The organism is Desulfurispirillum alkaliphilum (assembly GCF_055378285.1).
The window spans coordinates 1152776-1177303 of sequence record NZ_AP042405.1 but is presented as its reverse complement, the minus strand read 5'-3'; the positions used below and the strand labels follow the sequence as shown (position 1 = coordinate 1177303).

The window sequence follows — 24528 nt, the reverse complement described above, 5'->3', positions numbered from 1 at the left end:
ACTCAGGCTATTTCTCTGAAGACACGAACCATCGGCAAAGGCCCATGGCATATCGCAACTTGCCCGCAGGCCATTTGCGACTCATGTCAAAGCAGAATTGATAAAGATATTCAGGCAGATTGTCAAGGAAAATACGCAGTTTACTCCGGCAAAGCCTCGGGCCGGGATTCAAGGGAAAAAATGATGATGCGCTCGCCGGTTATGGTGCTCAGATCCGTATGCAGACTCTTGACCCGCGTGCCGAGAATATCATGGATAATCGCGTCCAGCATCGGTCGACCCTTTTCCAGCAGGGCATGACGCATGCGCTTGATCAGATCGCGCCCATTATAGGCATCGGTGGACTCGGCAAGCTGGCACTCGGCCCGGGTCAGCACCCCTTTGAGGCGCACCACCACCAGATCGTCCAGAATATAGGTTTTGGTCTCCAGGGGACCACGCCCCATATACTCCTTTTCGAAGCGGATGACCGCATCGCTGATCTGCGCTTCCAGCTGCCCCCTGGTCTTCTCCATGCACCCTCCTTTTTCCCGCATCCGGAACACCCGTATCTATACCACGGATTCCACTTTCTGGATACTCAAGGGAGCGCATGGCAGGGTGTCATGAACACACCCCGCCACCGCTGAAAACATCACTTCTTGGCCGGTTCCCACTTGCAACGAACGGGCGAGACAATGGCACCTTCTGCCTTGAGCTCCTTGAACGCCTTATCCACCACGGCGCGATCCAGGCCGGAGTGCTTGACGACTTCCCCTGCGGAAGCCGGCTTGCCGATTTCCTGCATGGCTTTCAGAACTTCTGCTTTCATTTTCCACCTCTGATCCAATAATGAGAGTTATTCCTGAGCGATAATAGCATATCTGCACCGGTTTCGCTCGTCAGAAAAGAAGCCACACAGCCCGTTGGATATATCCCGCCGCCTCAGTCAATTTTGCAGCTTGCTGAAGGAAAGCTCGTCAGTGGCGCTTAAACGTTTCCAGGAGTCTTTTGGCCGCCATTCCGGGCGTCGTCACGCCTTCGGCCACACTTTGCTGAATCTGGGGCAGGAGGGCTGCCACTTTGGGGTGGTGGTGAAAGCTGTACTTCAGGCTCTCCATCACGGTGCTCCACATCCAGTCCACGGCCTGGCGACGGCGCTTTTCCTCGAACTCCCCCGTTTCACTCATGGCCTCACGATAGGTTTCCAGCATCTGCCAGACGGTTCCCATGCCTTCTTTCTTCAGAGCGCTGACCAGGTGGACGGGAACCTGCCAGTTGGCGCTTTTGGGCTTCATGATGTGCAGGGCATTTTCAATCTGGCGCCCTGCCAGTTCAGCGCGAGGGCGGTTGTCGCCATCGGCTTTGTTGATGAGGATGCCGTCGGCTATTTCCATAACGCCTTTTTTGATGCCCTGCAGTTCATCCCCGGCATTGGGCAGCTGCAGAAGCAAAAAGAAGTCCACCATGGCGGCCACGGCGGTCTCCGACTGGCCCACTCCCACGGTTTCCACAATGATCACATCAAAGCCGTAGGCTTCGCACAGCAGCATGGATTCGCGGGTTTTGCGGGCCACGCCGCCCAGGGTATCGCCGGAGGGGGAAGGGCGGATAAAGGCATTGGCTTCCCGCGACAGCAGCTCCATGCGGGTCTTGTCGCCCAGGATACTGCCGCCACTGATCTGGGAGGAGGGGTCCACGGCCAGCACGGCCACCTTTTTGCCCTGCTGCAGCAGGTACATGCCGAAGGCTTCGATAAAGGTGCTCTTGCCAGCGCCGGGCACGCCACTGATGCCAATGCGCAGGCTGCGTCCCGTGCGCGGCAGCAGCTCCTCCAGGATGGCGGCCGCCCGCTGCTGATCTTCGGGACGCTGGCTTTCTATGAGGGTTATGGCTTTGGCCAGGGCGCGCAGTTTACCCTGGTGGATGCCCTCGATGATTTGCTGGGGTGTCATGATTCTCCTGTTGTCACTTTACACGATTGTAACTCTTCACGGTGTAGCAGCACTCGCGCCCGCATTCCTCCCGGAGACACTCGCGTTCGTCCGTGGCTCGAGTCTCCGCCGCTCGCCATCCGGGCTCGCTCTCGGAACACAGGCGCTCTTGCTGAAATACAGCTGCGAGACCGTGAATGGTTACACACGATTCTCTGTTGCCAAAGATGGGTTACTACCCGCTTCGTACCAGGCAAAGGCTCAAAAGCGAGGTTACCACCCACCCCCTTGGGGTTTCTCGGTGTCGAGATAGAACAGCCCCGGTTTTCACCGGGGCATGTTGATGATTTCCATTGTGGGCGAAAGCAAAGACCGGTTGCGTTACTGCTTATCCAGGACTTCCAGGATGCGCTTGGCCGAATCGGTGATTTTGGTGCCCGGTCCGAAAATGCAGCTGGCTCCGGCGGCGTAGAGGTCATCGTAGTCCTTGCGGGGGATGACGCCACCCACGACGATGATGATATCGTCTGCGCCCAGTTTTTTCAACTCGGCGGCCAGCTGGGGCACCAGGGTTTTGTGTCCGGCGGCCAGGCTGGAGACGGCTACCACGTGCACATCGTTTTCCACAGCCATTTTGGCACTCTCTTCGGGGGTCTGGAACAGTGGCCCCATGTCCACGTCAAAGCCGATATCGGCCAGGCCGGTGGCAACGACCTTGGCACCGCGATCATGTCCATCCTGACCCATTTTGGCAACCAGGATGCGGGGACGGCGGCCATGCTTACGGGCGAATTCTTCTGTCGCTTTCTGCAGTTCTGCAAACATGGTGTCACCCTCATAGGAGCTGCCGTAGACGCCGGAGATCATCTGGGTATGGGCATTGTGGCGTCCGTAGACTTTTTCCAGGGCGTCGGAGATTTCGCCCACCGTGGCACGCACGCGGGTAGCCTGTACGGCAAGATCCAGCAGGTTGCCACTGTTGTCGGCGGCGGCCTGGGTCAGGGCGTCCAGGGCCTTTTGCACCGCAGCGCTGTCGCGGCTGGCGCGGATGGCTTCGAGGCGCTTGATCTGGGACTGACGCACGGCGGTGTTGTCGATGTCCAGCACTTCAATGGGATCTTCCTCCGCCACGCGGTATTTATTGACACCGACGATGACGTCTTCAGCACGGTCGATGCGGGCCTGCTTGCGGGCAGCGGTCTCTTCGATCTGCAGCTTGGGCATGCCCGATTCCACGGCCTTGGTCATGCCACCCATGCGCTCAATTTCGTTGATCAGCGCCATGGCTTCATCGATGAGCTTCTGGGTCAGGTTTTCCATCATATAGGAGCCGGCCCAGGGGTCAACGATGCGGCAGACATTGCTCTCTTCCTGAATGATAAGCTGGGTATTGCGGGCAATGCGGGCCGAGTGGTCAGTGGGCAGGGCAATGGCTTCGTCCAGGGCATTGGTGTGCAGGGACTGGGTGCCGCCCATGACCGCCGCCATGGCCTCGATGGTGGTGCGGATAACGTTGTTGTAGGGGTCCTGCTCGGTCAGCGACCAGCCCGAAGTCTGGCAGTGGGTGCGCAGGGCCGATGACTGGGGATTTTTTGGATTGAACTGCTGCATGAGCTTGGCCCACAGGAAGCGGGCAGCGCGCAGCTTGGCGACTTCGGTGTAAAAATTCATGCCGATGGCGAAGAAGAAGGAGAGGCGTGGCGCGAAGGCGTCCACATCCAGCCCTTTGCCAAGGGCGCAGCGCACATACTCCAGACCATCGGCCAGGGTGAAGGCCAGCTCCTGCACGGCATTGGCTCCCGCCTCCTGAATATGGTATCCGGAGATGGAGATGGAGTTGAAGCGGGGCATGTATTGGGAGGTGTACTCGATAATATCGGCAATAATGCGCATGGAGGGTTCAGGGGGATAAATATAGGTGTTGCGGACCATGAATTCCTTGAGAATGTCATTCTGAATGGTTCCCGCCAGCTGCTCCTGGGTGACGCCCTGCTCTTCAGCGGCCACGATGTAGCCTGCCAGAATCGGCAGCACCGCGCCATTCATGGTCATGGAGACGGAAACCTGATCCAGGGGAATATCGCCGAAGAGAATCTTCATATCTTCCACGGAATCGATGGCCACCCCGGCTTTGCCCACATCGCCCACCACGCGGGGATGATCGGAATCGTAACCCCGGTGGGTCGCCAGGTCAAAGGCTACGGAAAGGCCCTGCTGGCCTGCCGCCAGATTCCGCTTATAAAATGCGTTGGACTCCTCCGCCGTCGAAAAACCCGCGTACTGGCGAATGGTCCAGGGACGCCCGGTATACATGGTGGCACGTGGACCGCGAATGTAGGGAGCGAATCCCGGCAGGGTATTGGTATGCTGTACTCCCTCCATGTCCTCGGCGGTCCAGAGGGGTTTCATGTCAATATTCTCCGGAGTGCGCCAGGTCAGATGATCCAGACTCTCCTTCTTGCACTCCTTCTTGGCCAGGCTTTCCCAGTCCTGCAGACTTTTGTGGGGAAATTCGCTCATAAATATACACTCCTGGGTTTTTCGTAAATGCTCTCCGCGTGGCTGATGACAAACAGCCCGCCGTGATCACGACAGAGCGACAGAGAACCGGCCCTTGAAAATAAAACACTTTCAGGAAAATCCAGTTTTCTCTGCACAATTTCGCTGATCTCGCCGGGCTGGACGCACAAAACCGCACCAAAAGGCAGGGGCGCGTTTTAGTGAATAAAAAGCAGTTATAGTTTTATATCCAAAAGCAGGAAAAGCTGTCAACGCCCTTTCACAGCGGCATCGGGAGACATTCAGCCCAGTCGCACTATTCTCCAGCGAATGACACTATGGGCACGCCGAACGACAGAATATTTATTCAGCGCATCCGACCACCAATGGTTGCCATGCGGATGCAACCGGGTTTCAAACGCCCGCATCACATCCGGACACCTGCCCGCACACGCAAAAGGCCCCGCAGCCAGAGGCTGCGGGGCCTGCAAAACACTTTCCTTAGCTGAGAACCGCTTTCAGGTACTCAATGGTGCACTCGCGGCGCTGCTTCTCCAGCTCCCTTGGATCAACTTCCACAAACTTCTCGTCGGGCGTGATCTTGAAGAGCGGCTGCCCTTTGGTCACGATCACCCCTTCACCACCTTCAATGAGGATCTTGTCAACGGTTCCCGAGAAGGGCGCGGTGATCTTGTTGAACATCTTCATAACTTCAATGATAAACAGTGGCTGGCCCTTTTCAAAGTGGTCACCCTCTTTGATGAACTGGGGCATGCCGGGAGCCTCCTGAGCATAGTACATGCCACCGCAGGGCGAGACGATCTCGTCTGCCTTGGTGGCGGGAGGTGGAACCAGAATCTTCTTCATGCGAGCCTGCAGGTCAGGGTCATTGAGGTGCTCAGGGATAATGATATCCATGTCCTCATCGACACAGAAGTCATAAAACTTTGTGCGATCTCCAATCAGGAAGAGGGTTCCCAGTATCTCCACACCGGCTTCGTAACCGAAGTGCGCCGAACGCACCTGCTGCCAGGTGCTGTCGTCAAAGCCCTTGGGCGCCTTTTCACTCTGCAGCAGCTCATTGATTTTAAAGAAGTCCTCCTTACCGAGCTTCAGGCGCTTGCGCAGCTCGGAATAAAATGCCAGGGCATCCTGCAGTACCTTGTTGTCATGATCCCAGATGACTTCTGCGGCAGGTGCCTTGGGGTCGTAGGACATATTCAGGTACTCGTAGGTCTCATCCAGAATGACCAGCGGATTTCGCAGCCAGACCACGCGACCATCTTCCAGACGGAAGTTGTCTTTATTGAGGCTCAACCAGCCCGCCAGCAGGTGGGGGTCATCCAGCAGAACTTCCATGGGACGAGTCAGGAGCGTGCCTTTGCGATCCAGGATATTGGAGATATTCTTCAGCTCTGCGGCCTGTGCTTCCGGCTCATCGGCGAACATCTCGCCAATCCTGGCCGCGTAGTGCTTCTTCATCTGCAGGAAAGCCGTAACCGGATCAAGCTTGTTGGCCTCTTCCTTGAGGGTTCCCACCAGGGTCAGATAGGGCACTACAAAGCGCGTCGTGGGCTTGGAGTTGACGCCATTGGCAATGAACCAGTTCACCAGGCCATAGTGGAACTGCAGGTTCGTCGCCAGGTTGGTGCCGCGCAGTTTGGTCTTGCGCAGGACGCGGGAGAGGTACTGATAGCTCTCCAGGCGATTCTCTCCCTTGGTCAGCAGCAGGGCAATGTTGGAGTCATAGGCACCGGCTACGGTGTAGGTCATGAACACATCGGTGTCGGGGTTATTCAGGCAGATCCCCTGGTCATCGCGCACCTCGCCCTCAATGGGGGGCGACCAGTAGCGGATAATACCACCGGCGTGGGGTGAGAGCGAGGCATCGGTGGCGTTCAGGCGAGCTTCAGCGGAAGCGCCGAAACGTTTGATGCGTTCGGGCTTGGGGACACGTTTCTTATGCCTGGCCAGCAGCGCCATGGCTTCCACCAGCGACTCCACGACAAAGAAGTCGTTGGGGTCGTCAGGGTTCGTGAATTTCAGGCTGTAGCACAGCTCGGTAACCCGGTGTTCCACCTGGATGCGGGTGTTGACCTCCATGAAGTAGTGACGGTCGCGATCCACAATGCACTCAAAGGTGGAGGCGGAGTCGAGGCCAACGGCCTGACCGAAGCGCGCCCCTTCCTCTTCCATGCGTCCGAGGATGGTGAGGTCGTTCTGGAGAGACTTGACCTCTTTTTCGTTACCGGCGGCACGGGCCCTTTCAATGGCGGCCTCCAGCCCCTCCTTGGTAACGGAAACCTCCAGCAGCTTCTGCTCGTGCATCTGCACGGAGCAGTCGCGACCGCCCAGGGAGACGCACCACTCGCCGTTGCCCAGCAGCTGAATTTCATTGTGGCGGGTCTGCTCGATATTCAGCTCCACGAGGACGTTTTTATTGTCGCCCACGCCATTGGCTTTTACCTCGTTGAGGACTTCGCGCACCAGACCGGGAGCTTCTGCCGCCGCTTTGGCGATAGCCTCCTCGGTTACCTCTTTGGCCACCAGCAGCGAAGCGCCCAGGATGCGCTGCCCCTTACCGCCACCACCGCCGATGGCTTTGAGGCGCACGCGGCTGCGGGGGTACTTGCGGAACATCTCGGTGACTTCCACCTGCACCTGAGCACACAGCTCATCGATGCTGAAGAGGTCGATGCCCTTGGCATAAGAGGCGAAGAGAATGTGGTTTGCCAGCGATTCCAGCGAAACCTTGCTGTCGCCAAGAATCTTCTCGTCACAGCTGAGGCCTTCGCTCTTTACCAGGGCCAGCAGACTTTCGCGGGTGGGGTGCTTTTTGAGCAGAGTGCGGACGGTGACATCATCAATACCAGGCGTGACGCTGACGTTCACTTCCAGCGCCGTGCGCTTGGCTTCGTCCTTTTTCCCGGCGCGGGCCTGGGTGATGGAGTTGGGGCCGATGAAGTTCAGGCCAGCCTTTTCAATGGCCGCGACGAACTCCTCGTCTTCCGCCATGAAGCCGTATCCGGCAAAGATGGAGTCGTAGTTGTTGTCCTTGGCGATCTGGATGATCTGATTGATGCGCTCAACCCGCTCTTCCTTGCTGGCGCCAGTGTAGTCGGGAACGCGGTGCACCCGGCTGGGGTCGGTCAGCTGGCGCAGCTCGGGAGCCAGCGCGTTTGGATAGACGATGGAGTCCTTCTCGGAGAGCAGGATACCGTAGTGGTTGATGCCCATCTCCTCGTAGACATCCATGGCCTCCTTGCGGATGGGGCCGCGGCAGACGATCAGAGGCCGCAGATCCTCACAGGAAAAGGAGCGCACCCACTTGGATGACGATTTGCTCAGGCGACGATCCCGGTGGATCAGTGGATTCTTTTTATAGTAGTCGACTTTTTTTGCCATGAATCTGTATCTCCCTGTTCAGTGTCGTTGCTTGGTAAGAGAAGAGGCCATCAGTGGAATTCGCGCTGCACACACTGCATGGGCGAAGGCTTGTAGTGGCGCAGGAAGAAGTTCAGATTCTCACCCAGCACCTTGCGCAGATCCGTAGGCATGACAATGGAGGAGATTGATCCCAGGGCCAGGCCCTCTTTGGGATTCATGAGCTCCTTCTCATAGCGCTGGTTCAGGAGAGCTTCCTCAGCCCGCAGCCAGTCGTTCACCTCTTTTTCCGCATCGCGCTTGGCCAGCGCGCCGTCCATTCCGGCAGCAATACGCTCCTGGGTGCCCTGCTTGATCTTGCCGGCAACCGCAGCGCGCAGCTTGCGAACCTCATCCTTATAGACAAATTCCTTACCGGCAGGGCCCATAACCGCCAGGCGCGTCGTGGGCAGGGCCAGAACCAGGTCGGCACCGGTGGGATAGTTGTTGTAGGAGGCATAGGCACCGCCGAAGGCATTGCGCAGGATCAGCAGAATACGCGGAGTGCGCAGGTCAACGATGGAGTCCAGCATGGAGCGGCCCGCCTGCACAATACCGCGGGATTCCTGCTCGCGGCCGGGCAGGAAGCCGGTGGTGTCTTCCATGAAGATCACGGGAATATTGTAGATATTGCAGAAGCGGATAAAGCGGGCAATCTTCAGAGCAGCGTCCACGTCGATCTGACCGGAAGCCACCGCGCTGTTATTGGCACAGAAGCCCACCACATTGCCACCCAGGCGACCGAAAGCCGTGATCACGCAGCGGGCGCGATCGGGCTGCAGCTCGATAAAGTCGCCAAAGTCGCAGATCTGCTGAATGATGATGGAGACGTCAAAGGGAGTATTGAAACCGGTTGGCGAATTGAACGCCTTTTTCAGCAGGGTATTGATCTCCCAGGTCTTGCGCTCCAGGGGGTCGCTGGTGGGCTGGAAGGGTGCCATCACGCTGTTGTTGTCGGGAATGTAGCTGAGCAGACGCACGGCGCGGCGCAGGGCGGCCACTTCATCGGCAACGGTGATATCCGCGACGCCGGACTGGCCGTGAACCTGAGGCCCACCCAGCTCTTCAGGGGTAATGTCCTCACCCAGAACCGATTTCACAACACCGGGGCCCGTCAGGCCGAAAAAGGTGTCATTGGGTTGGATGACAAAGCTGCCCTGACGGGGCAGGTAGCTGCCGCCACCAGCGTTAAAGCCGAACATGCACATGATACTGGGAACCACACCACTGATCTTGCGCAGGGCGGTGAAGGCTTCAGCATAGCCGTCCAGACCACCCACGCCGGCCGGAACGAAAGCACCGGCACTGTCGTTCATGCCGATCAGGGGAATCCCCTTTTCGCCAGCCATGTAAAACAGGCGGGCCAGCTTGTTGCCATTGGTGGCATCCATGGAACCGGCGCGTACCGTGAAGTCGTGACCGTATACGGCCACATCCCGGCCACCGATATTCAGAATCCCCGTGACCAGGGAAGCGCCATCAAGGTTCTTGCCCCAGTTCTGGTAGAGGATATTGGGTTCCTGATCCGTGAGCACCCGAATGCGCTCCCACACGGTCATGCGCTTTTTGAAATGCTGCTTTTCGATCTGGCCGATGGAAACGGATTTGATGGGACGTTGAATAAGCTCGTAGCCTTCTTTCATGGCCTCTTCATAGGGGCCGGTCTTGGCGCTGGCTACTTCGCCTGGAATGTTGAAGTCGATGACTTCAGGTGGAGCAAAAGGATTTTTTAACGAAGGTCGGACTTTGGTCTTGGACATTGCAGCCATCCTTAATGAGATTGATGATAGGAAACTTCCCCCCACTCAACGGATTGCAAGTCAAACCCAGGCGCAGCCGTGGAAACGACCAGCACCCAGAGGAGCAGCAAACCGGAAAAGCACGGGAGCGCACACGCGACATACGCCGCATCGTGCGGTAAGGTGACAAGAAAACGCTGAGCCAGAAACGGAACGACGTTCCCCTCGGAAGGCAACAGCGAATAGCCTGCCCCGCCCAATCAGATCACACCACGAATAGCGCAATCTGCTCGGACATAATGAAACTCATCAGCCAGGCGAAATAGAACTGCTTTTTATTGTTCCTCGACAATAGTTGAAAATGTAAACGTTGTCAATCATTATTTTTACACAGTTACCTGCGGAAATATCGCCCATCGCCAAAACTCAAACTTCGGTAAAAAAAAAGGATATAGAACGGCTCTCGCAAAAATATAACGCCGTTATCAAATGATACAACCGACTACACCACAACCGGGCCACACGCACAGCCAGAAGCCAGACTCCCCCGGCACCGGAATGCCCCTCGCACCTTCGCCGGATGCTCACCGGTCTGCCTTGCATCCGCGCTCCCAGTGTACTATAGTGGGCGCCTTCAACAGCTCAACGCAAACCGGTGCCACACATTATGCAGTCTCTTTCTTTTCAGCTGAAACACACCTGCGGGCAGGCCCGCGCTGGAACCGTCACCACCAGGCACGGAACCATACACACCCCCATCTTCATGCCCGTCGGCACCCAGGCCACCGTCAAAGCCCTCTCGCCCCGCGAGCTGGATGAGGCCCAGGCCCAGATCATCCTCGGCAACACCTACCATCTGTACCTGCGCCCCGGCCACGAGCTGGTCAAGCGCTTCGGCGGCCTGCACGGATTCATGAACTGGCCCAAGCCCATCCTCACCGACAGCGGCGGCTACCAGGTCTTCAGCCTGGGCAGCCTGCGCAAAATCACCGAAGAGGGCGTGGAATTCCGCAGCCACATCGACGGCAGCAGACACTTCATCAGCCCCGAGAAATCCCTGGAAATACAGCAGGCACTGGGCTCTGACATCATGATGGTCTTCGACGAATGCCCGCCCAGCACCGCCGACCGCGGCTATATCGAGCAGAGCCTGGCCATGACCCTGCGCTGGGCGTCCCGCAGCAGAACAGCCTGGACAAACCGTCAGCAACAGGCGCTTTTTGGCATCATTCAAGGTGGACTTTACCCTGATTTGCGCCTACAATCCCTGTCGGCTTTAGTGGAGATGGACTTTCCCGGCTACGCCATCGGCGGCCTCAGCGTCGGCGAACCACCGGAAAAAATGTACGAAGTGGTGGAGCACATCGCGCCTGCCATGCCCGCTGATCGTCCGCGCTACCTCATGGGCGTGGGAACACCGGTCGATCTGATCCAGTGCATCGACCGCGGCGTGGACATGTTCGATTGTGTCATGCCTACGCGCAATGCCCGCAACGGCACCCTGTTCACCTCGACAGGCAAGGTCAACATCAAGAATGCCCGTTACGCCGAGGATCACGAGCCCCTGGACAGCCAGTGTTCCTGCTATACCTGCCGCAACTTCTCGCGGGGATACCTGCGCCACCTCTACCAGTGCGGCGAAATACTGGGGCTTCGGCTGAACACACTCCACAATATCCACTACTACCTGCAGTTAATGGCTGGCGCGCGCGCCGCCATCGCTGACGGAACCTGGAACCGCTGGAAAAACCAGCAGCTTGACATTTACAAGTGATTTATATACAAATAGTTGCGCTGCGAGCCTAAAAAGAGGGCACTCCCAGCGGAGGCTGCGAGGACAGACGTTTTCCACAGCATTACCAACAAAAACCCCCAGGGTTATCAACAATTTTTGTGAAAAAACACAAGGAGCATTTACTATGGAAGGCTTTTCCGCACTCATTCCCCTCATCCTCATGTTCGCGATCTTCTGGTTCCTGATCATTGCCCCCCAGCGCAAGCAGCGCAAAAAGCACCAGGACATGGTGAACAACCTGCAGGTGGGCGATGAAATCGTCACCCTGGGTGGATTCTTCGGCCATGTCACCCGCGTTGAACCCGAAGTGATCTTTGTCAAGCTGGGACAGAACATGGAAGCCAAGCTGCGCCGCATGAACGTGGCGGAAGTGGTGCGCAAAGCCCAGCGTACCGCTGAGTAAGAGCGCGGAGTATGGATGGCAAGCTTATAGCCAAACTCCTGCTCATCGCTGCCGTTATCGGCTTCTGCATTCACCTGGCCACCCCGCTGAACGAAAAGATCGCCCTTGGCCTCGATCTGCAGGGCGGCATGCACCTGGCCCTTGACGTCGACACCGAGCAGGCCGTCGAGCGCAAACTGGACGCCATGACCAACGCCCTGCGCCTGGAAGCACAGCAGCAGCACCTGGTCATCGGCACCATCCAGCGCCGTGGCATGCAGATTCTGGTACCCGTGCCCTACGCGGAGGAGAAGGCTGAATTCAAACGCCTGATGCAGCGCCGCTATGGTCAGCTTGAACTCCAGGACGAGCAGCCGGAGCTGCTCGTCTACGGATACACCAACTACGATATCGAAGAGATCAAGGAGCTGGCCGTAGGCCAGGCCCTTGAGACCATTCGCAACCGTATTGACCAGTTCGGCGTCAGTGAACCCACCGTGCAGAAGCAGGGCGACCGGCGCATCATCATTGAACTGCCCGGCGTAGAGGATGTGGATCGCGCGGTGGAGCTCATCGGCCGCACCGCCGTGCTGGAGTTCCGCCTGGTAAACGAGAACGTCTCGACCCGGGACGCCCTGGACGGCTTCCTGCCCGAGAACTCCGAGGTTCTCTACCAGCGCCACATGGACCCCCAGACCAACACCGAAGTGGACCGCACCCCCTTTGTCCTCTACCGCGACGTCATCTTCACCGGTGACCGCCTGCTGGACGCGCGGGTGCGCTTTGACCCACAGTTCAATACTCCCTACGTCTCCATAACCCTGGATGGCGAGGGAGCGCGTCTGTTCGCAGATGTCACCGGCAGGAACGTGGGCAGACGTCTGGCCATCGTGCTGGACGGCCATGTGCACTCCGCCCCGGTCATCAACGAGCGCATCCCCTCGGGACAGGCCTCCATCAGCGGCCAGTTCACCATGGAGCAGGCCACGGATCTCAGCATTGTGCTGCGCTCAGGCAGCCTGCCCGCCCCCGTTGACATCGTGGAGAACCGCACCGTGGGCCCGACTCTCGGACAGGACTCCATCGACAAGGGTATTCTCTCTGTCAGCATCGGCATGGCCCTGGTCCTGCTGTTCATGGTGGCCTACTACCGCCTCTCCGGACTGCTGGCCAATATGGCTCTGATTCTCAACCTGATTATCCTCATGGGTCTGCTGGCCTACTTCGGCGCCACCCTCACCCTGCCGGGCATCGCGGGAATCATCCTGACCATCGGCATCGCCGTGGATGCCAACGTCCTGATCTTTGAGCGCATCCGCGAAGAACTGCGACGGGGAGCCTCGGCGCGCCTGGCTATCGAAGAGGGCTATGCCAAGGCCTTCAGCACTATTCTGGACGCCAACATCACCACCCTGATTGTGGCAGTGATCCTCTTCCAGTTCGGTTCCGGGCCCATCAAGGGTTTTGCCGTGACCCTGAGCATCGGTATCCTGGCCAGCATGTTCACGGCCATTCTGTTCACCCGGGCAATGTATGAGCTGGTACTTGCCATCAAACCCGTTCGCAAACTCAGTATATAGGGGAGGAATCATGCGACTGCGTTTCAATTACATCCCCTTTATGCGGCTGCGCAAATATGCCCTGGTGGTGTCGGCCATCCTCTTTGCCATAGCGCTCATCTCCCTGGGCACACGCGGCCTCAACTTCGGCATCGACTTCACCGGTGGCGCTCTGGTACAGCTGGAATTCCAGCAGCCACCCGCCATCGAGGAGATCCGTGGCCACCTCTCGGCCGTAGGCCTGGGCGACAGCACCATCCAGCACTTCGGCTCCGATCGGGACATCCTGGTGCGCGCGCCTATCCTCAGTGACGAAAGCGCTGCGGCCATGGAAGTCATCACGCTGATTCGCCAGACCCTCAGCGCCCAGTACGGAGACGAGATGGAGGTACTGCGCATAGAGACCGTTGGCCCCCGCGTGGGCAGTGAACTGCGTCAGCAGGGCACCTATGCCATTCTCTACGCCCTGCTGGCCATCGTGGCCTATATCTGGTGGCGCTTTGAACTGAACTTTGGCGTGGCCGCGGTCATCGCCCTGGTCCACGATGTCGCCATCACCCTGGGCATCTTCAGCCTGGTGGGTGTGACCTTCTCTCTGCCCGTACTGGCAGCGGTGCTGACGGTCATCGGCTACTCCCTCAACGACACCATCGTCGTCTTCGACCGCATACGGGAGAACCTCTACATGCCGGAAGGGGCGGAGAAACCCAGTATTATCTCCATCATCAATACGTCCATAACCGAAACCCTCTCCCGCACCATCCTCACCAGCGGCACGACCCTGATCGTGGTCACGATCCTCTACTTCTTCGGTGGGGAAGTGATCAACGGCTTTGCCTTTACCCTGCTGGTGGGCATTATTGTGGGAACCTACTCTTCCATCTTCGTGGCCTCCCTGCTGCTGGTCTACTGGCAGCCCAGGTACATTGAACCACACCTGAAAAAACTCCAGGAAAAACCGGAAGAAGTGGTATGAGCTTTGATCCCGCCCTGATCGCTCTGTTTCTGGCCCTCGGCGCCATCACAGGCTTTCTGGCGGCCCTGCTGGGCATCGGCGGCGGGATTATCTATGTTCCGGTTCTGACCTTCATGCTGCCCTGGCTGACAGGCAATGGCGATGACTTCATCCGGGTCGCCATTGCCACCAGCCTGCTGGTGGTTCTCCTCAGCTCCATCTCCAGCAGCCTGGCCAATCTGCGCGCCCACAACGTCCACCTGCCCCTGCTCAGGCGCGCCCTGGTCAGTGGGCTGATCGGCGCCTTTATCGGCTCCCAGTTCGGCACCCTGCTGCCCGCAGCTCTCCTGAAGATCTCCTTTGCCCTGCTGCTGTTCTACGTGGGCTACCGCCTGATGGCATCGGCGGGCAAGCCGGAGTATGTGGACGGTGAAGATATCCTGGACTGGCGGCGCGTCTTCCCCATCTCCGCCTTTACCGGGCTGATCACCTCCACCTTCGGCGTGGGCGGCGGATTTTTCAGTGTGCCGGCCTTCAACCAGTGGTGCCACATCTCCCTGCGCAAGTGCGTGGGCACCTCCAGCACCATGATTTTTTTCAACTCTCTGATGGGAGTTTTCGGCTACCTGCTGGGGCAAAGTATCACTGGACTTCCGCTGATTCGTTATGATATTGCAATCGTGATTGCCATTGGAGCCATGGCAGCCGCTCCACTGGGCATTCACCTCCTGGGAAAGGTCAATCTCAGCCTCTTCCGCAGGTTCTTCGCACTGCTGGTATTTGCCTCTGCCATCAACCTCCTGGTACATTGACACGCAAACATTCCCAAAGGAGTTCCCATGACCACAGCCAAGGATATCATGAGCACCAGCCCCATCTGCGTTGCCCCCGACCACTCCATCAAGGATACCGCCCGCCTCTTTCTGGAAAAGGACATTTCCGGCGCGCCGGTTCTGGATGCCAGCGGCAAGCTGGTGGGCATCATCACCAAAAAGGATATCATCGACACCATCAAGGAGCTGAAACTGCCCCGCATGATCAACCTCTTTGACGCCATCATCTACCTGGAAAACACCGAAGAGTACAACCACGAGCTGGGCAAGATCTCTGCCGTGCAGGTGGCCGAAGCCATGACCCGCAAAGTGGTCACCGTCGATCCCCAGACGGATATCGCCAAAGTGGCCGGCATTCTTTCGGAAAGCCACGTTCACATGGTTCCCGTTGTGGATGAGGGCAACCGCGTCCAGGGAATCGTCAGCACTACCGATATAATGAGAGCAATTGCCTATGACAACGGAAATAAAGGTGACAACCAGTAGCGAGGATGATACCTTTTCCTTGGGCGAAACAATCGCTTCGAGGATTCCAGGCCCGATCATCATCGGCCTGAAAGGACAGCTCGGCGCGGGCAAAACCACCCTGGTCAAGGGCATTGCCCGCGGGCTCGGCATAGACCCCGATACGGTGACCTCACCCACCTACTCCATCGCCCAGCACTATGAAGCTTCGCCCCACTCGCTGTGTCACTGCGACCTCTACCGCCTCCACAGCGAAGACGACTTTTACCACAGCGGTATAGACGAAATGCTTGAAGATGCCATCGCCGTTGTCGAATGGCCGGAAATGCTGCCAGCAGCCATAACCACATCTTCCGCTTACGGCGAAATCACGCTGAGCGCGATATCTGAACACGAGCGACTGGTTTCGCTCAGACTCCCCTTCTGGGCAGAAGGACAGGAACTCCCTGCAGGTGAATAGCAGTGCTGAAAAAACTCTTCGGTAAACGCTCCCAGGAGAGCGTCTCCCCCCAGATACTGGAACTCTTCACCAGGGCCGTTGAACGCAACGAGCCCCTTGACGTGTTTCTGGGGGATACCGATGCCTATGACGGATACCGCAAACTGGGCAAGGAAGCGCCCTTCCGCAGCTCCGCCATGGCTGAGCTGGACAGCGCGGAGCACATCCTGAAAATCGAGTACGTCTTTCCCCGCACACCGGTATTCAGGAGCAACCCCATCATGCTCTTCTTCTCCGTGGACGGGGTCATGTTCTACTGCTCCACCACCATAGCCGCCGTTGACCGCGAAAATGACATCATCAGCGTCCACCTGCCCACCAAAGTGCACCGCAACGAGCGCCGCAAAGTCTTCCGGGTGCGCATATCCCAGTACAATATCCGCTGCTCCCTGAAGAACATCTCCAAAACCGAGCTGGCCCACAGCCAGGGCCAGGTCAAGGCCTTTGACTATGACGGCAAGGCCTATGACATCTCGGAAGGTGGCCTCTTTTTCATGTCCTTTGCCACCATGACCCTGGATATCAACGATGTGGTCTACCTGGAGTTCACCCTGCCCGGCATCGATCTGCTGCCGCGCACCAGCGTCAAGGTACTGGCCCGCGTCGCCCACATCAAGAGCTTTAACCGCTTCTGCGGCCTGGAATTCTTTACGGAAAAGTCCAAGAACGTGCCCTACGTCTCCCAGTATCCCTACCTGGTGGACAGCTCACTGATGCAGCACTTTGCCCGCTTCTGCCGCGCAGCCAACATCAGCAACCTGGAATCCGAAAACCTGATGGAGCGCAGCCAGCAACCCTCAGTCGAAGCCACCCTGCAGGCTGCCGCCCAGGAGCGCCGCGACGTCGTCATCATCGGCGACCGCAGCTCCACCTATTACAACAACGAGGAATTCGAGCAGCGCTACCGCAAGCACTACCTCAGCGATGAACGGGAAATACTGGATTTTCTTGAGGAAAATGAAGACTGCTTTGTCATATTCGACAACCTGGTCACCGCCAAAGAACGCAGGTGCGACTTCACCTGGAGCGCGTTCATCAAGACCCTGCGCTCAAAGAACCTCTTTCACCCCGTCTTTGTCATCGACTCCGACCCCATGGAAAAGCTGAAAAAGCAGAAGCTGCAGGAGTACAAGATCTTCCACTGCTGCCGTTTCGACATCACCAACCCCGCCGACCTGCTCAAGCAGATCAGAACGCTGCTGCCAGCTGTTCAAAAGTCCTGATCTTCGGATTCTCGCCGCACAGGGGACAATGGGGATCTCTGCTGATTTTCGTCTTCCGGAAGTGCATCACCAGGGCATCAAAGCCCAGCAGCGTATTATAGAGAGGCTCACCGGCACCGGTGAGGTACTTGATGGCTTCCGTCGCCTGAATCGTGCCCAGCATACCCGCCACCGAACCCAGCACCCCCAGCTCCACCCGCTTCTCTTCGCGCGCCGGCGCTTCAGGAAAGAGACAGCGCAGACAGGCCGTCTGGCCGGGATTCACCGTCAGCGTCTGGCCCGTAAACTCCCGGATACCCCCGTGGGAAAAGGGCTGCCCCACCAGCACACAGGCATCATTCACCAGAAACTTCACGTGGATATTGTCCGTCGCCTCCACCACAAAGTCGTAGGGCTCCATCACCTCGGCGATATTCTCCGGCGTAATCCACTGGTGGTACACCTTCACATCCACATCGGGATTGATATTGCGCAGACGGGCGCGCGCCGAGTACACCTTGGGCGTATCCAGATCGGGCGTGCCATGGAGAATCTGCCGCTGCAGATTGGAAATATCCACCACATCCGCATCGGCAATGCCAAGGTGCCCCACACCCGCCGCCGCCAGATACATGGAAACCGGCGAACCAAGACCCCCGGCACCAATCACCAGCACCCGCGAATCCAGCAGCCTGCGCTGCCCCGCCTCGCCGATCTGCGGCAACTGCACATTGCGACGGTAGCGACCCTGGACATCCATGCAAACCTCCTGAAAAGTGTTTTGACCTGTTTTAAGGAGTGCAGTATAGTGAGTAAACCCGAGAATGTCTACCATCATTGACGGTTTACTCAAGATTCTGTCTCGGGCGAATTTGCGCAGGGCCAAAATGTAACTGCATGGCTCCGGTACTTTTTGAACGCGCAAAAAGTACAGCGAACGGTCATGAAATATTGCCTTCCTTTGAGCCTTGGTGGCCCTTGTGTAAAACCCTTCCAAAAATACAGCGTAATGGATACTTATGAAAAACCTCTTCCGCCGCCTTCTGCAGTCGGAGCACCCCTTCCAGGAGCTTCGCCAGCATGTCATAAAAGCCCCCGATACCTATTACTTCGACTTCACGGCGACTGGCCTTGGCTACCAGCCCATCGAGGAGCGCATCGCCGAGGCGATGCAGGACTACGCCAATACCCACTCCAAAATCGCCCGCTCGGCAGCCCTCACCTCGTCGCGCTACGATGTGGCTCGCTCGCGCCTCAAGGATTTCCTCGGCATCAACAACGAGTTTGCCCTGCTGCCCTGCGGCAACGGCTCCACCGCCGCCATGAAGAAGTTCCAGGAACTGCTGGGCATCTACATTCCCCCCGCCACCCGCAAACGCCTGGGCATTGCCATTGACCCCGAGCAGCTGCCCGTCTTTCTCATCGGCCCCCAGGAACACCACTCCAACGAAATCAGCCTGCGGGAAACCGGCGCCACCGTCATCCGCATTCCCCTGAACGCCCAGGGCACCATCGACCTGGACACTCTGCGCGCCGAAGCCGCCCGCCACGCCCACCGTCAGATCATCGGCTCCTTCTCCACCGCCTCCAACGTCAGCGGCGACCTGCTGCCCTGGGAGGAAGTCTCGCGCATCATCCGCCAGCACCAGGGCCTGGTATGCTTCGATATGGCCGCATCTTCGCCCTACATGAACATCGACAACAGCCTCTATGACGCCGCCTTCCTCTCGCCCCACAAACTGCTGGGCGGCCCCGGCAGCTGCGGACTGCTGGCCATCCGCCGTACCCTGGTGGACACCAGCCTGCCCCCCACCTTCGGTGGAGGCGGAACCGTGGGATACGTCTCCCGCCAGCAGCACGATTTTGTGGAAAACCTGGAGCAGCGCGAAGACGCCGGAACCCCCGGCATCCTGCAGCTCCTGCGCGCCAGCTTCGCCTACCAGCTGCGCAACGAAGTGGGCTTCGCCTTCATGGAACAACGCAAAAACAACCTCAGCAGCGTCTTCCTGGAAGGCCTGGGAAATATCGGCAGCCACACCATCTACGGCCCCGCCCAGGACATCCCGCGCATCAGCACCTTCGCCCTCAACTTTGAAGGCGTCAGCCCCTACAGCCTCTGCGAACACCTCTCCGAACTCTACCGCATCGAAACCCGCCCCGGCTGCAGCTGCGCCGGCCCCTACGGCCACGACCTGCTGAACATGCCCGACGACCACGACCTCGCCCGCAAACCCGCCTGGCTGCGCATCAGCATCCACTACACCCACTCCCTCGAAGACGTGGAATACCTGCTGGAAAGCCTGCGCAAAGCCGTCAACGCCCTGCGCGGCAGGGAAGACCAGAAATGGGAAGCGTGCTGAAGCTGGGGGATAGGGAGAGAGGGAAAGGCAGGGAGAGACTGAACCACGGAAAACACGGAAGGCACGGAAAAAGAGAGAAAGACATACCTCTCGCCAAGGCGCAAAGTCGCCAAGGAAAGGCAGGAAGATAAAACCGCAGAGGGGATTTTTTACCGCAAATGGACGCGAATAACTTCTAGAATAAGCAGCCTGTAAGAGGGCTTGCCACAGATGAACGCAGATTCACGCAGATGAATGCAGGGGAGCGGGGGTACGGAAAAGAGAGAAGGACATACCTCTCGCCAAGGCGCAAAGCCGCCAGGGAAAGGCAGGAAGATAAAACCGCAGAGGGGGTTTTTCACCGCGAATGAACGCAAATAGACGCGAATAAATTCAAGTATAAGCAGCCGGTAAGAGAGCTTACCACAGATGAACGCCGATTCACGCAGATGAATGCAGGGGAGCGGAGGCACGGAAAAAGAGAGAAAGGCATACCTCTCGCCAAGGCGCAAAGCCGCCAGGGAAAGGCAGGAGGATAAAACCGCAGAGGGGTTTTTTACCGCGAATGGACGCGAATAACTTCTAGAATAAGCAGCCTGTAAGAGGGCTTGCCACAGATGAACGCAGATGAATACAGGAGAGCGAAGGCACGGAAAAAGAGAGAAAGACATACCTCTCGCCAAGGCGCAAAGTCGCCAAGAAAAGGCAGGAAGATAAAACCGCAGAGGGGATTTATTATTGTCAGTGCTCACTGGAAGGAAAGTCGTCCAACCCTCACGGCAGCAAGCCGACCGGAGTTGATCTACGATTACTACGGGTTTCCGGCCGAATCCTACCAGATTGAATACCCTGCCGCCGGTGAACCGCTTCTGGCACGAACAATAGCGCAACAACTGGAAAAAAAACGGCATTGAAGCAACCCACCACGCGTCGAGGGGTTTTGATCACGGCATCCTTGTGTTGTTGTGTGTGCTATGACCGCCTCGACGCACTCCATATCTCGCGCCTGAGAGATATGGAGTGCGACTTTCCTTTCTTATTCCAAAAAAAATGATATAACCTCTTGGAAGGCTTCCATAAATCGTAGTTGCGAGATAAGAAAGGCAAAGCCATGCGCAGTGGCCAATTTAAAAAAATGCCCGTTGGTTACACGGCCTTTTTTCCCGCCCCTCTCCCGCCGGTTCCGCAGATCAGCCTGGAAGGTGATCTTGCCCTGTTGCTTTCCGAAGCGGATCGTGCCTTGGGGGCGCTGAATATCGTTGTCACGGTTCTGCCCAATCCCGATCTACTGGTCGGGATGTTTATACAGAAAGAAGCACTGCTCAGTTCCCAGATCGAGGGCACGCAATCTTCGCTGGTTGACGTACTGGGTGCGGATGAAGACCATATTCCGACTGCGGACGTAGGCGAAGTCATCAATTATGTCAAGGCCATGCGCCATGGATTGAAACGAATCCAGGAGGATGATTTTCCCATGTCGCTGCGCTTGATCCGGGAAATTCATGAGATGCTGATGCAGCAGGTGCGGGGAGGAAGCACCAATCTGACCCCAGGGGAATTCCGCCGCATGCAGAACTGGATCGGTGGGACCAGCCCCGCCAACGCCCGATTTGTTCCGCCGCCCGTCGAGGCCATGCACGATGCGCTGGCAGCTTTCGAGGGTTACCTGCATGAGGATGACGCCCTGCCGCCGCTAATCCGCTGTGGCTTGCTCCATTATCAGTTCGAAACCATCCACCCCTTCAACGACGGCAATGGCCGGGTAGGGCGTCTGCTGATGACACTTTATCTGGTCTGGAAGGGGATTCTTGATGAACCGATGCTCTATCTGAGTGCCTATCTGAAGATTCATCAACAGGAATATTATGATCGCCTGACCCAGGTCAGAGTGGAGGGTAATTTCGAGGCCTGGATCCGTTTTTTCCTCGAAGGAATTCGTGAAGTTTCACAGATGGTGTTGCAGACGACCAAAAGGATTCAGCTTCTCGAAAGGGAGGATTCGGATCGTCTGGTGGCTCATGGGGAAGGTTCTTATGGTCTCACCCTGTTGCGCGGCCTGATGCGCCAGCCAGTGGTCATGGCCAATGACGTCGCCCGCATGGTCGGTGTCAGTTATACCAAAGCCAATGCTTTGATCGCCGCCTGCGAAGATCTCGGCATTTTGCGCCAACGAGGAACCGGAAAGAGAAACCGGAAGTTTATCTACCATGCCTACGTGGAGATTTTGAGTGAGGGGACCGAGATCAGCTTGGGTGTTGATGGATAGATTGGTGGCGGGTTTCAGGGAGCGTTGGTCGGGGGAGGGTTTGCGAGGAAGCGGAGTTTAGCCCGGTTGATATAAATTTGCTGTGGAACGCCAGCTCCTTAAAAGGCAGGAGGATAAAAAGGCCCTCCATAATTCAAAGTACGCTTTAACCGGATGAACCGATAAAACCGCAGAGGGTGTTTTTCACCGCGAATGAACGCAAATAGACGCGAATAAATTCAAGTATAAGCAGCCGGCAAGAGGGTTTACCACAGATGAACGCAGATTCACGCAGATGAATGCAGGAGAGCGAAGGCACGGAAAAAAGATACCTCTCGCCAAGGCGCAAAGTCGCCAAAGAAAAGCAGGAGGTTTAGCTGCGGGTCGGATTCGGGTACATGAACCGATCTGAACGCAGAGCGTTTAAACGAGCTGCTCCAGGAATAAAATCACGCATCTGTCGATTCCATGGAAGTTAATGGTATTCCTGTAACATTTATTCTGATATCATACGGACTGAATCAACTGACGTGGCAATGCAGCGCCTCAGCAGTACGGTCTTTCCAGTTGTGGATTTGACGGAGAAACTGGCCCAGATAAAAACCTGACAGGAAAACATATTTCATGAAAGAGTTACAGAGCGCGCAGTCTGGCGGGAATTTTTATCCGTCACTTTGTTCGGTTTTTGATAAAGTGCATAACGTCACTTTTGACACCTAAATGTAGTTAGCCTTAAAAAGTCATGGTTCAGGAGAAGCAAAAAAATCATGGATTCCCCTAATTTACACATCGAGGAATTTCTAAAGTACTACTATTCATTTGATCAGGAGCCCGGATATGCAGTGCTACTGAAAGGAAAGTGGGGAACGGGAAAGACATGGTTTATTAACCAAACGCTAAATTCACTTGCTAAGCAAGATGGAAAATATCTATATGTAAGTCTCTACGGGGTAACTTCATTTGAAGAAATAGAAGATGAGTTCTTTAAGCAACTACATCCGCTATTATCGTCGAAAAGTATGGCTTTAACAGGAAAGATAGCTAAAGGGTTGTTAAAGGCTACATTGAAAATTGATTTGGACGGAGATGGAAAAGCTGACGGCAGTGTTTCTGCGCAAGTTCCAGAGTTAAATTTACCTGATTATCTCACCAATACATCTGGTTTTATTATCGTTTTTGATGATCTTGAAAGAGCATCTATTAATCTGGAAAGCCTTCTCGGATATATAAATCATTATGTTGAGCATCAAGGTTACAAGGTAATCATTGTTGCAAATGAAGAAGAGATATTGGCACATCAAGAACAACGTGATGACTTCAAGCTTGCATATAGAAGAATAAAAGAAAAATTGGTAGGAAAAACCTTTGAGATAAACCCTGACTTAAGTGGGGCTTTAGTTAATTTCATCTCTGAAGTTAAAGATAATGATGCGCAAGCGCTATACAACAAAAACATCAATTTAATATCTGAGATTTATGAAAACTCACAATATCAGAATTTAAGGCATTTAAAGCAAGCTCTTTGGGATTTTGAAAGATTTTTATCATTTGTTAATCCAGATGCATCTTCGAAAGATGGGCTGCTAGATCACTTATTAAAAATATTTCTTATTCTGTCGATTGAGATAAAAAGCGGGAGTATTCTCCCAAAAGATATTTCAAATTTTAAGAGAGCATATTTTTCAAGTTTGCTCGATAGAGATTCAAAAAAGAAAGAAGAAACACCTTATCAAAGAGTGAGCAAAAAATATAAAAATGTGAGCCTTAGAGATCTATTAGTTGAAGAGTCAATTTGGATAGATTTCTTTGATAAAGGTTGCTGCGCTGAGGAGCGAATACAAGAATCTCTAGAAAAGTCAGAATACTATCGAACAGAGAATACTCCTGATTGGGTTAGACTATGGCACTCAATGGATTTGAGTGATGATGAGTTTAGTGCTGCACTAGAATCTGTTGAAAAAGATTTCTTCGATATGAGGTACTCCGAGTTAGGTGTTGTTAGACATGTTGCCGGCATTTTTCTCTGGCTTTCTAAAATAGGGCTAATGAAGAAGACTAGGCGCGAAATTCTTGAATTTTCCTGTTCATACATTGATCAGTTAAAGGAAAATAACAACCTTAATTCGGAAGTCTCAAATAGACCAAGATTTAGAGAATATGAATCATGGGGAGGCCTAGGTTTTCATGAAAAAGAATCAGATGAATTTAGTGAGCTAAATAGGTATATAGATAAATTAAGTGAACAGGCAGTAATTGAAGACTATCCAGCAGCAGGGGAAGAGTTGATTCAATTGATAAGCGATGATCCCAATTTATTCTATCGAAAGGTAGTGCTCTGCAACGATTCAGACAATATTTACTACGAAATACCAATATTTCAATACATAGAACCTTCGGCATTTGTTGAAGCATTTGTAAGCGCCATACCAAGTTCAAGAAATACAATTTGTTATGCATTTGCGGAAAGGTACAAATTCGATAATTTTAATGATTCGCTCCTCCCTGAGTTGGAGTGGCTTAAAAATATGATCAAGTTGCTAGAAGAAAAAAGACAGTTATTTGAGGGAAAGATCAGCGGTTATCAGCTGCAATCTTATATTAATACCTACTTCAGGCCCGCTATGGAGGCGTTGGAGAAATTTAAGGCTAACAAGCAAAGTCAGTCGGACAGCTAACGCTG

The 24528-nt window shown here is 55.5% G+C and carries 19 protein-coding genes; 12 read left to right on the top strand and 7 right to left on the bottom strand.

The features are described 5' to 3' along the window. Positions 1-140: 140 nt before the first annotated feature. The 6 genes from ACZ46I_RS05390 to ACZ46I_RS05365 form a co-directional block, all read right to left on the bottom strand. Positions 141-515, bottom strand: coding sequence for a Na-translocating system protein MpsC family protein (locus tag ACZ46I_RS05390; RefSeq protein ID WP_013506946.1), 375 nt, complete (start codon positions 513-515; stop codon positions 141-143). Positions 516-634: 119 nt separating this feature from the next. Then, positions 635-811, bottom strand: a complete 177-nt coding sequence (locus tag ACZ46I_RS05385) for a hypothetical protein (protein WP_013506947.1) — start codon at positions 809-811, stop codon at positions 635-637. A 148-nt stretch (positions 812-959) separates the two neighbouring features. Continuing rightward, complete coding sequence (gene meaB / locus ACZ46I_RS05380; protein ID WP_464281689.1) at positions 960-1934, bottom strand: methylmalonyl Co-A mutase-associated GTPase MeaB; 975 nt, start codon at positions 1932-1934, stop codon at positions 960-962. A gap of 360 nt (positions 1935-2294) precedes the next feature. Continuing rightward, positions 2295-4433 carry a methylmalonyl-CoA mutase gene (scpA, locus tag ACZ46I_RS05375; RefSeq protein WP_464281688.1) on the bottom strand — a complete coding sequence of 713 codons (2139 nt, stop codon included), beginning with the start codon at positions 4431-4433 and terminating at the stop codon, positions 2295-2297. Positions 4434-4913: 480 nt separating this feature from the next. Then, on the bottom strand, positions 4914-7817 hold the full coding sequence (locus ACZ46I_RS05370; RefSeq protein WP_464281687.1) for a biotin/lipoyl-containing protein: 2904 nt from the start codon (positions 7815-7817) through the stop codon (positions 4914-4916). Between the two features lie 50 nt (positions 7818-7867). Further along, entirely contained in the window at positions 7868-9595 is a 1728-nt protein-coding gene (locus tag ACZ46I_RS05365) for an acyl-CoA carboxylase subunit beta (protein WP_013506951.1), read from the bottom strand. A gap of 646 nt (positions 9596-10241) precedes the next feature. Between ACZ46I_RS05365 and tgt the strand changes: the two genes are divergently transcribed. The 8 genes from tgt to ACZ46I_RS05325 all read left to right on the top strand — a co-directional run bounded on the left by tgt (position 10242) and on the right by ACZ46I_RS05325 (position 17285). Next, complete coding sequence (tgt, locus tag ACZ46I_RS05360) at positions 10242-11348, top strand: tRNA guanosine(34) transglycosylase Tgt (protein ID WP_464281686.1); 1107 nt, start codon at positions 10242-10244, stop codon at positions 11346-11348. Positions 11349-11493: 145 nt separating this feature from the next. Further along, positions 11494-11772 carry a preprotein translocase subunit YajC gene (gene yajC, locus ACZ46I_RS05355; protein WP_464281685.1) on the top strand — a complete coding sequence of 93 codons (279 nt, stop codon included), beginning with the start codon at positions 11494-11496 and terminating at the stop codon, positions 11770-11772. 11 nt (positions 11773-11783) lie between these two features. After that, positions 11784-13331 (top strand): protein translocase subunit SecD, encoded by a 1548-nt coding sequence (secD, locus tag ACZ46I_RS05350; protein ID WP_464281684.1) that lies wholly within the window; start codon positions 11784-11786, stop codon positions 13329-13331. A 10-nt stretch (positions 13332-13341) separates the two neighbouring features. Then, entirely contained in the window at positions 13342-14286 is a 945-nt protein-coding gene (gene secF, locus ACZ46I_RS05345; RefSeq protein WP_464281683.1) for a protein translocase subunit SecF, read from the top strand. Beyond that, positions 14283-15077, top strand: coding sequence for a sulfite exporter TauE/SafE family protein (locus ACZ46I_RS05340; RefSeq protein WP_464281682.1), 795 nt, complete (start codon positions 14283-14285; stop codon positions 15075-15077). Before secF ends, ACZ46I_RS05340 begins: the two co-directional genes overlap by 4 nt. A gap of 27 nt (positions 15078-15104) precedes the next feature. After that, positions 15105-15584, top strand: a complete 480-nt coding sequence (locus tag ACZ46I_RS05335; RefSeq protein WP_013506957.1) for a CBS domain-containing protein — start codon at positions 15105-15107, stop codon at positions 15582-15584. After that, entirely contained in the window at positions 15553-16023 is a 471-nt protein-coding gene (gene tsaE, locus ACZ46I_RS05330; protein WP_013506958.1) for a tRNA (adenosine(37)-N6)-threonylcarbamoyltransferase complex ATPase subunit type 1 TsaE, read from the top strand. Before ACZ46I_RS05335 ends, tsaE begins: the two co-directional genes overlap by 32 nt. 2 nt (positions 16024-16025) lie before the next feature. Further along, positions 16026-17285, top strand: a complete 1260-nt coding sequence (locus ACZ46I_RS05325) for a PilZ domain-containing protein (RefSeq protein WP_464281681.1) — start codon at positions 16026-16028, stop codon at positions 17283-17285. Here ACZ46I_RS05325 and ACZ46I_RS05320 read toward each other — a convergent pair. Then, positions 17251-18024 (bottom strand): HesA/MoeB/ThiF family protein, encoded by a 774-nt coding sequence (locus ACZ46I_RS05320; protein ID WP_464281680.1) that lies wholly within the window; start codon positions 18022-18024, stop codon positions 17251-17253. The two genes, ACZ46I_RS05325 and ACZ46I_RS05320, sit on opposite strands and share 35 nt — an antisense overlap. 259 nt (positions 18025-18283) lie before the next feature. Between ACZ46I_RS05320 and ACZ46I_RS05315 the strand changes: the two genes are divergently transcribed. The 4 genes from ACZ46I_RS05315 to ACZ46I_RS05300 all read left to right on the top strand — a co-directional run bounded on the left by ACZ46I_RS05315 (position 18284) and on the right by ACZ46I_RS05300 (position 24523). Further along, a complete protein-coding gene (locus tag ACZ46I_RS05315; protein WP_464281679.1) occupies positions 18284-19624 on the top strand; it encodes an aminotransferase class V-fold PLP-dependent enzyme in 1341 nt (446 codons plus the stop codon). A gap of 596 nt (positions 19625-20220) precedes the next feature. After that, entirely contained in the window at positions 20221-20517 is a 297-nt protein-coding gene (locus tag ACZ46I_RS05310; protein ID WP_464281678.1) for a hypothetical protein, read from the top strand. A gap of 197 nt (positions 20518-20714) precedes the next feature. Further along, positions 20715-21869, top strand: a complete 1155-nt coding sequence (locus ACZ46I_RS05305) for a Fic family protein (protein WP_464281677.1) — start codon at positions 20715-20717, stop codon at positions 21867-21869. A 746-nt stretch (positions 21870-22615) separates the two neighbouring features. Then, complete coding sequence (locus ACZ46I_RS05300; protein WP_464281676.1) at positions 22616-24523, top strand: P-loop NTPase fold protein; 1908 nt, start codon at positions 22616-22618, stop codon at positions 24521-24523. The last annotated feature ends 5 nt before the right edge of the window (positions 24524-24528 follow it).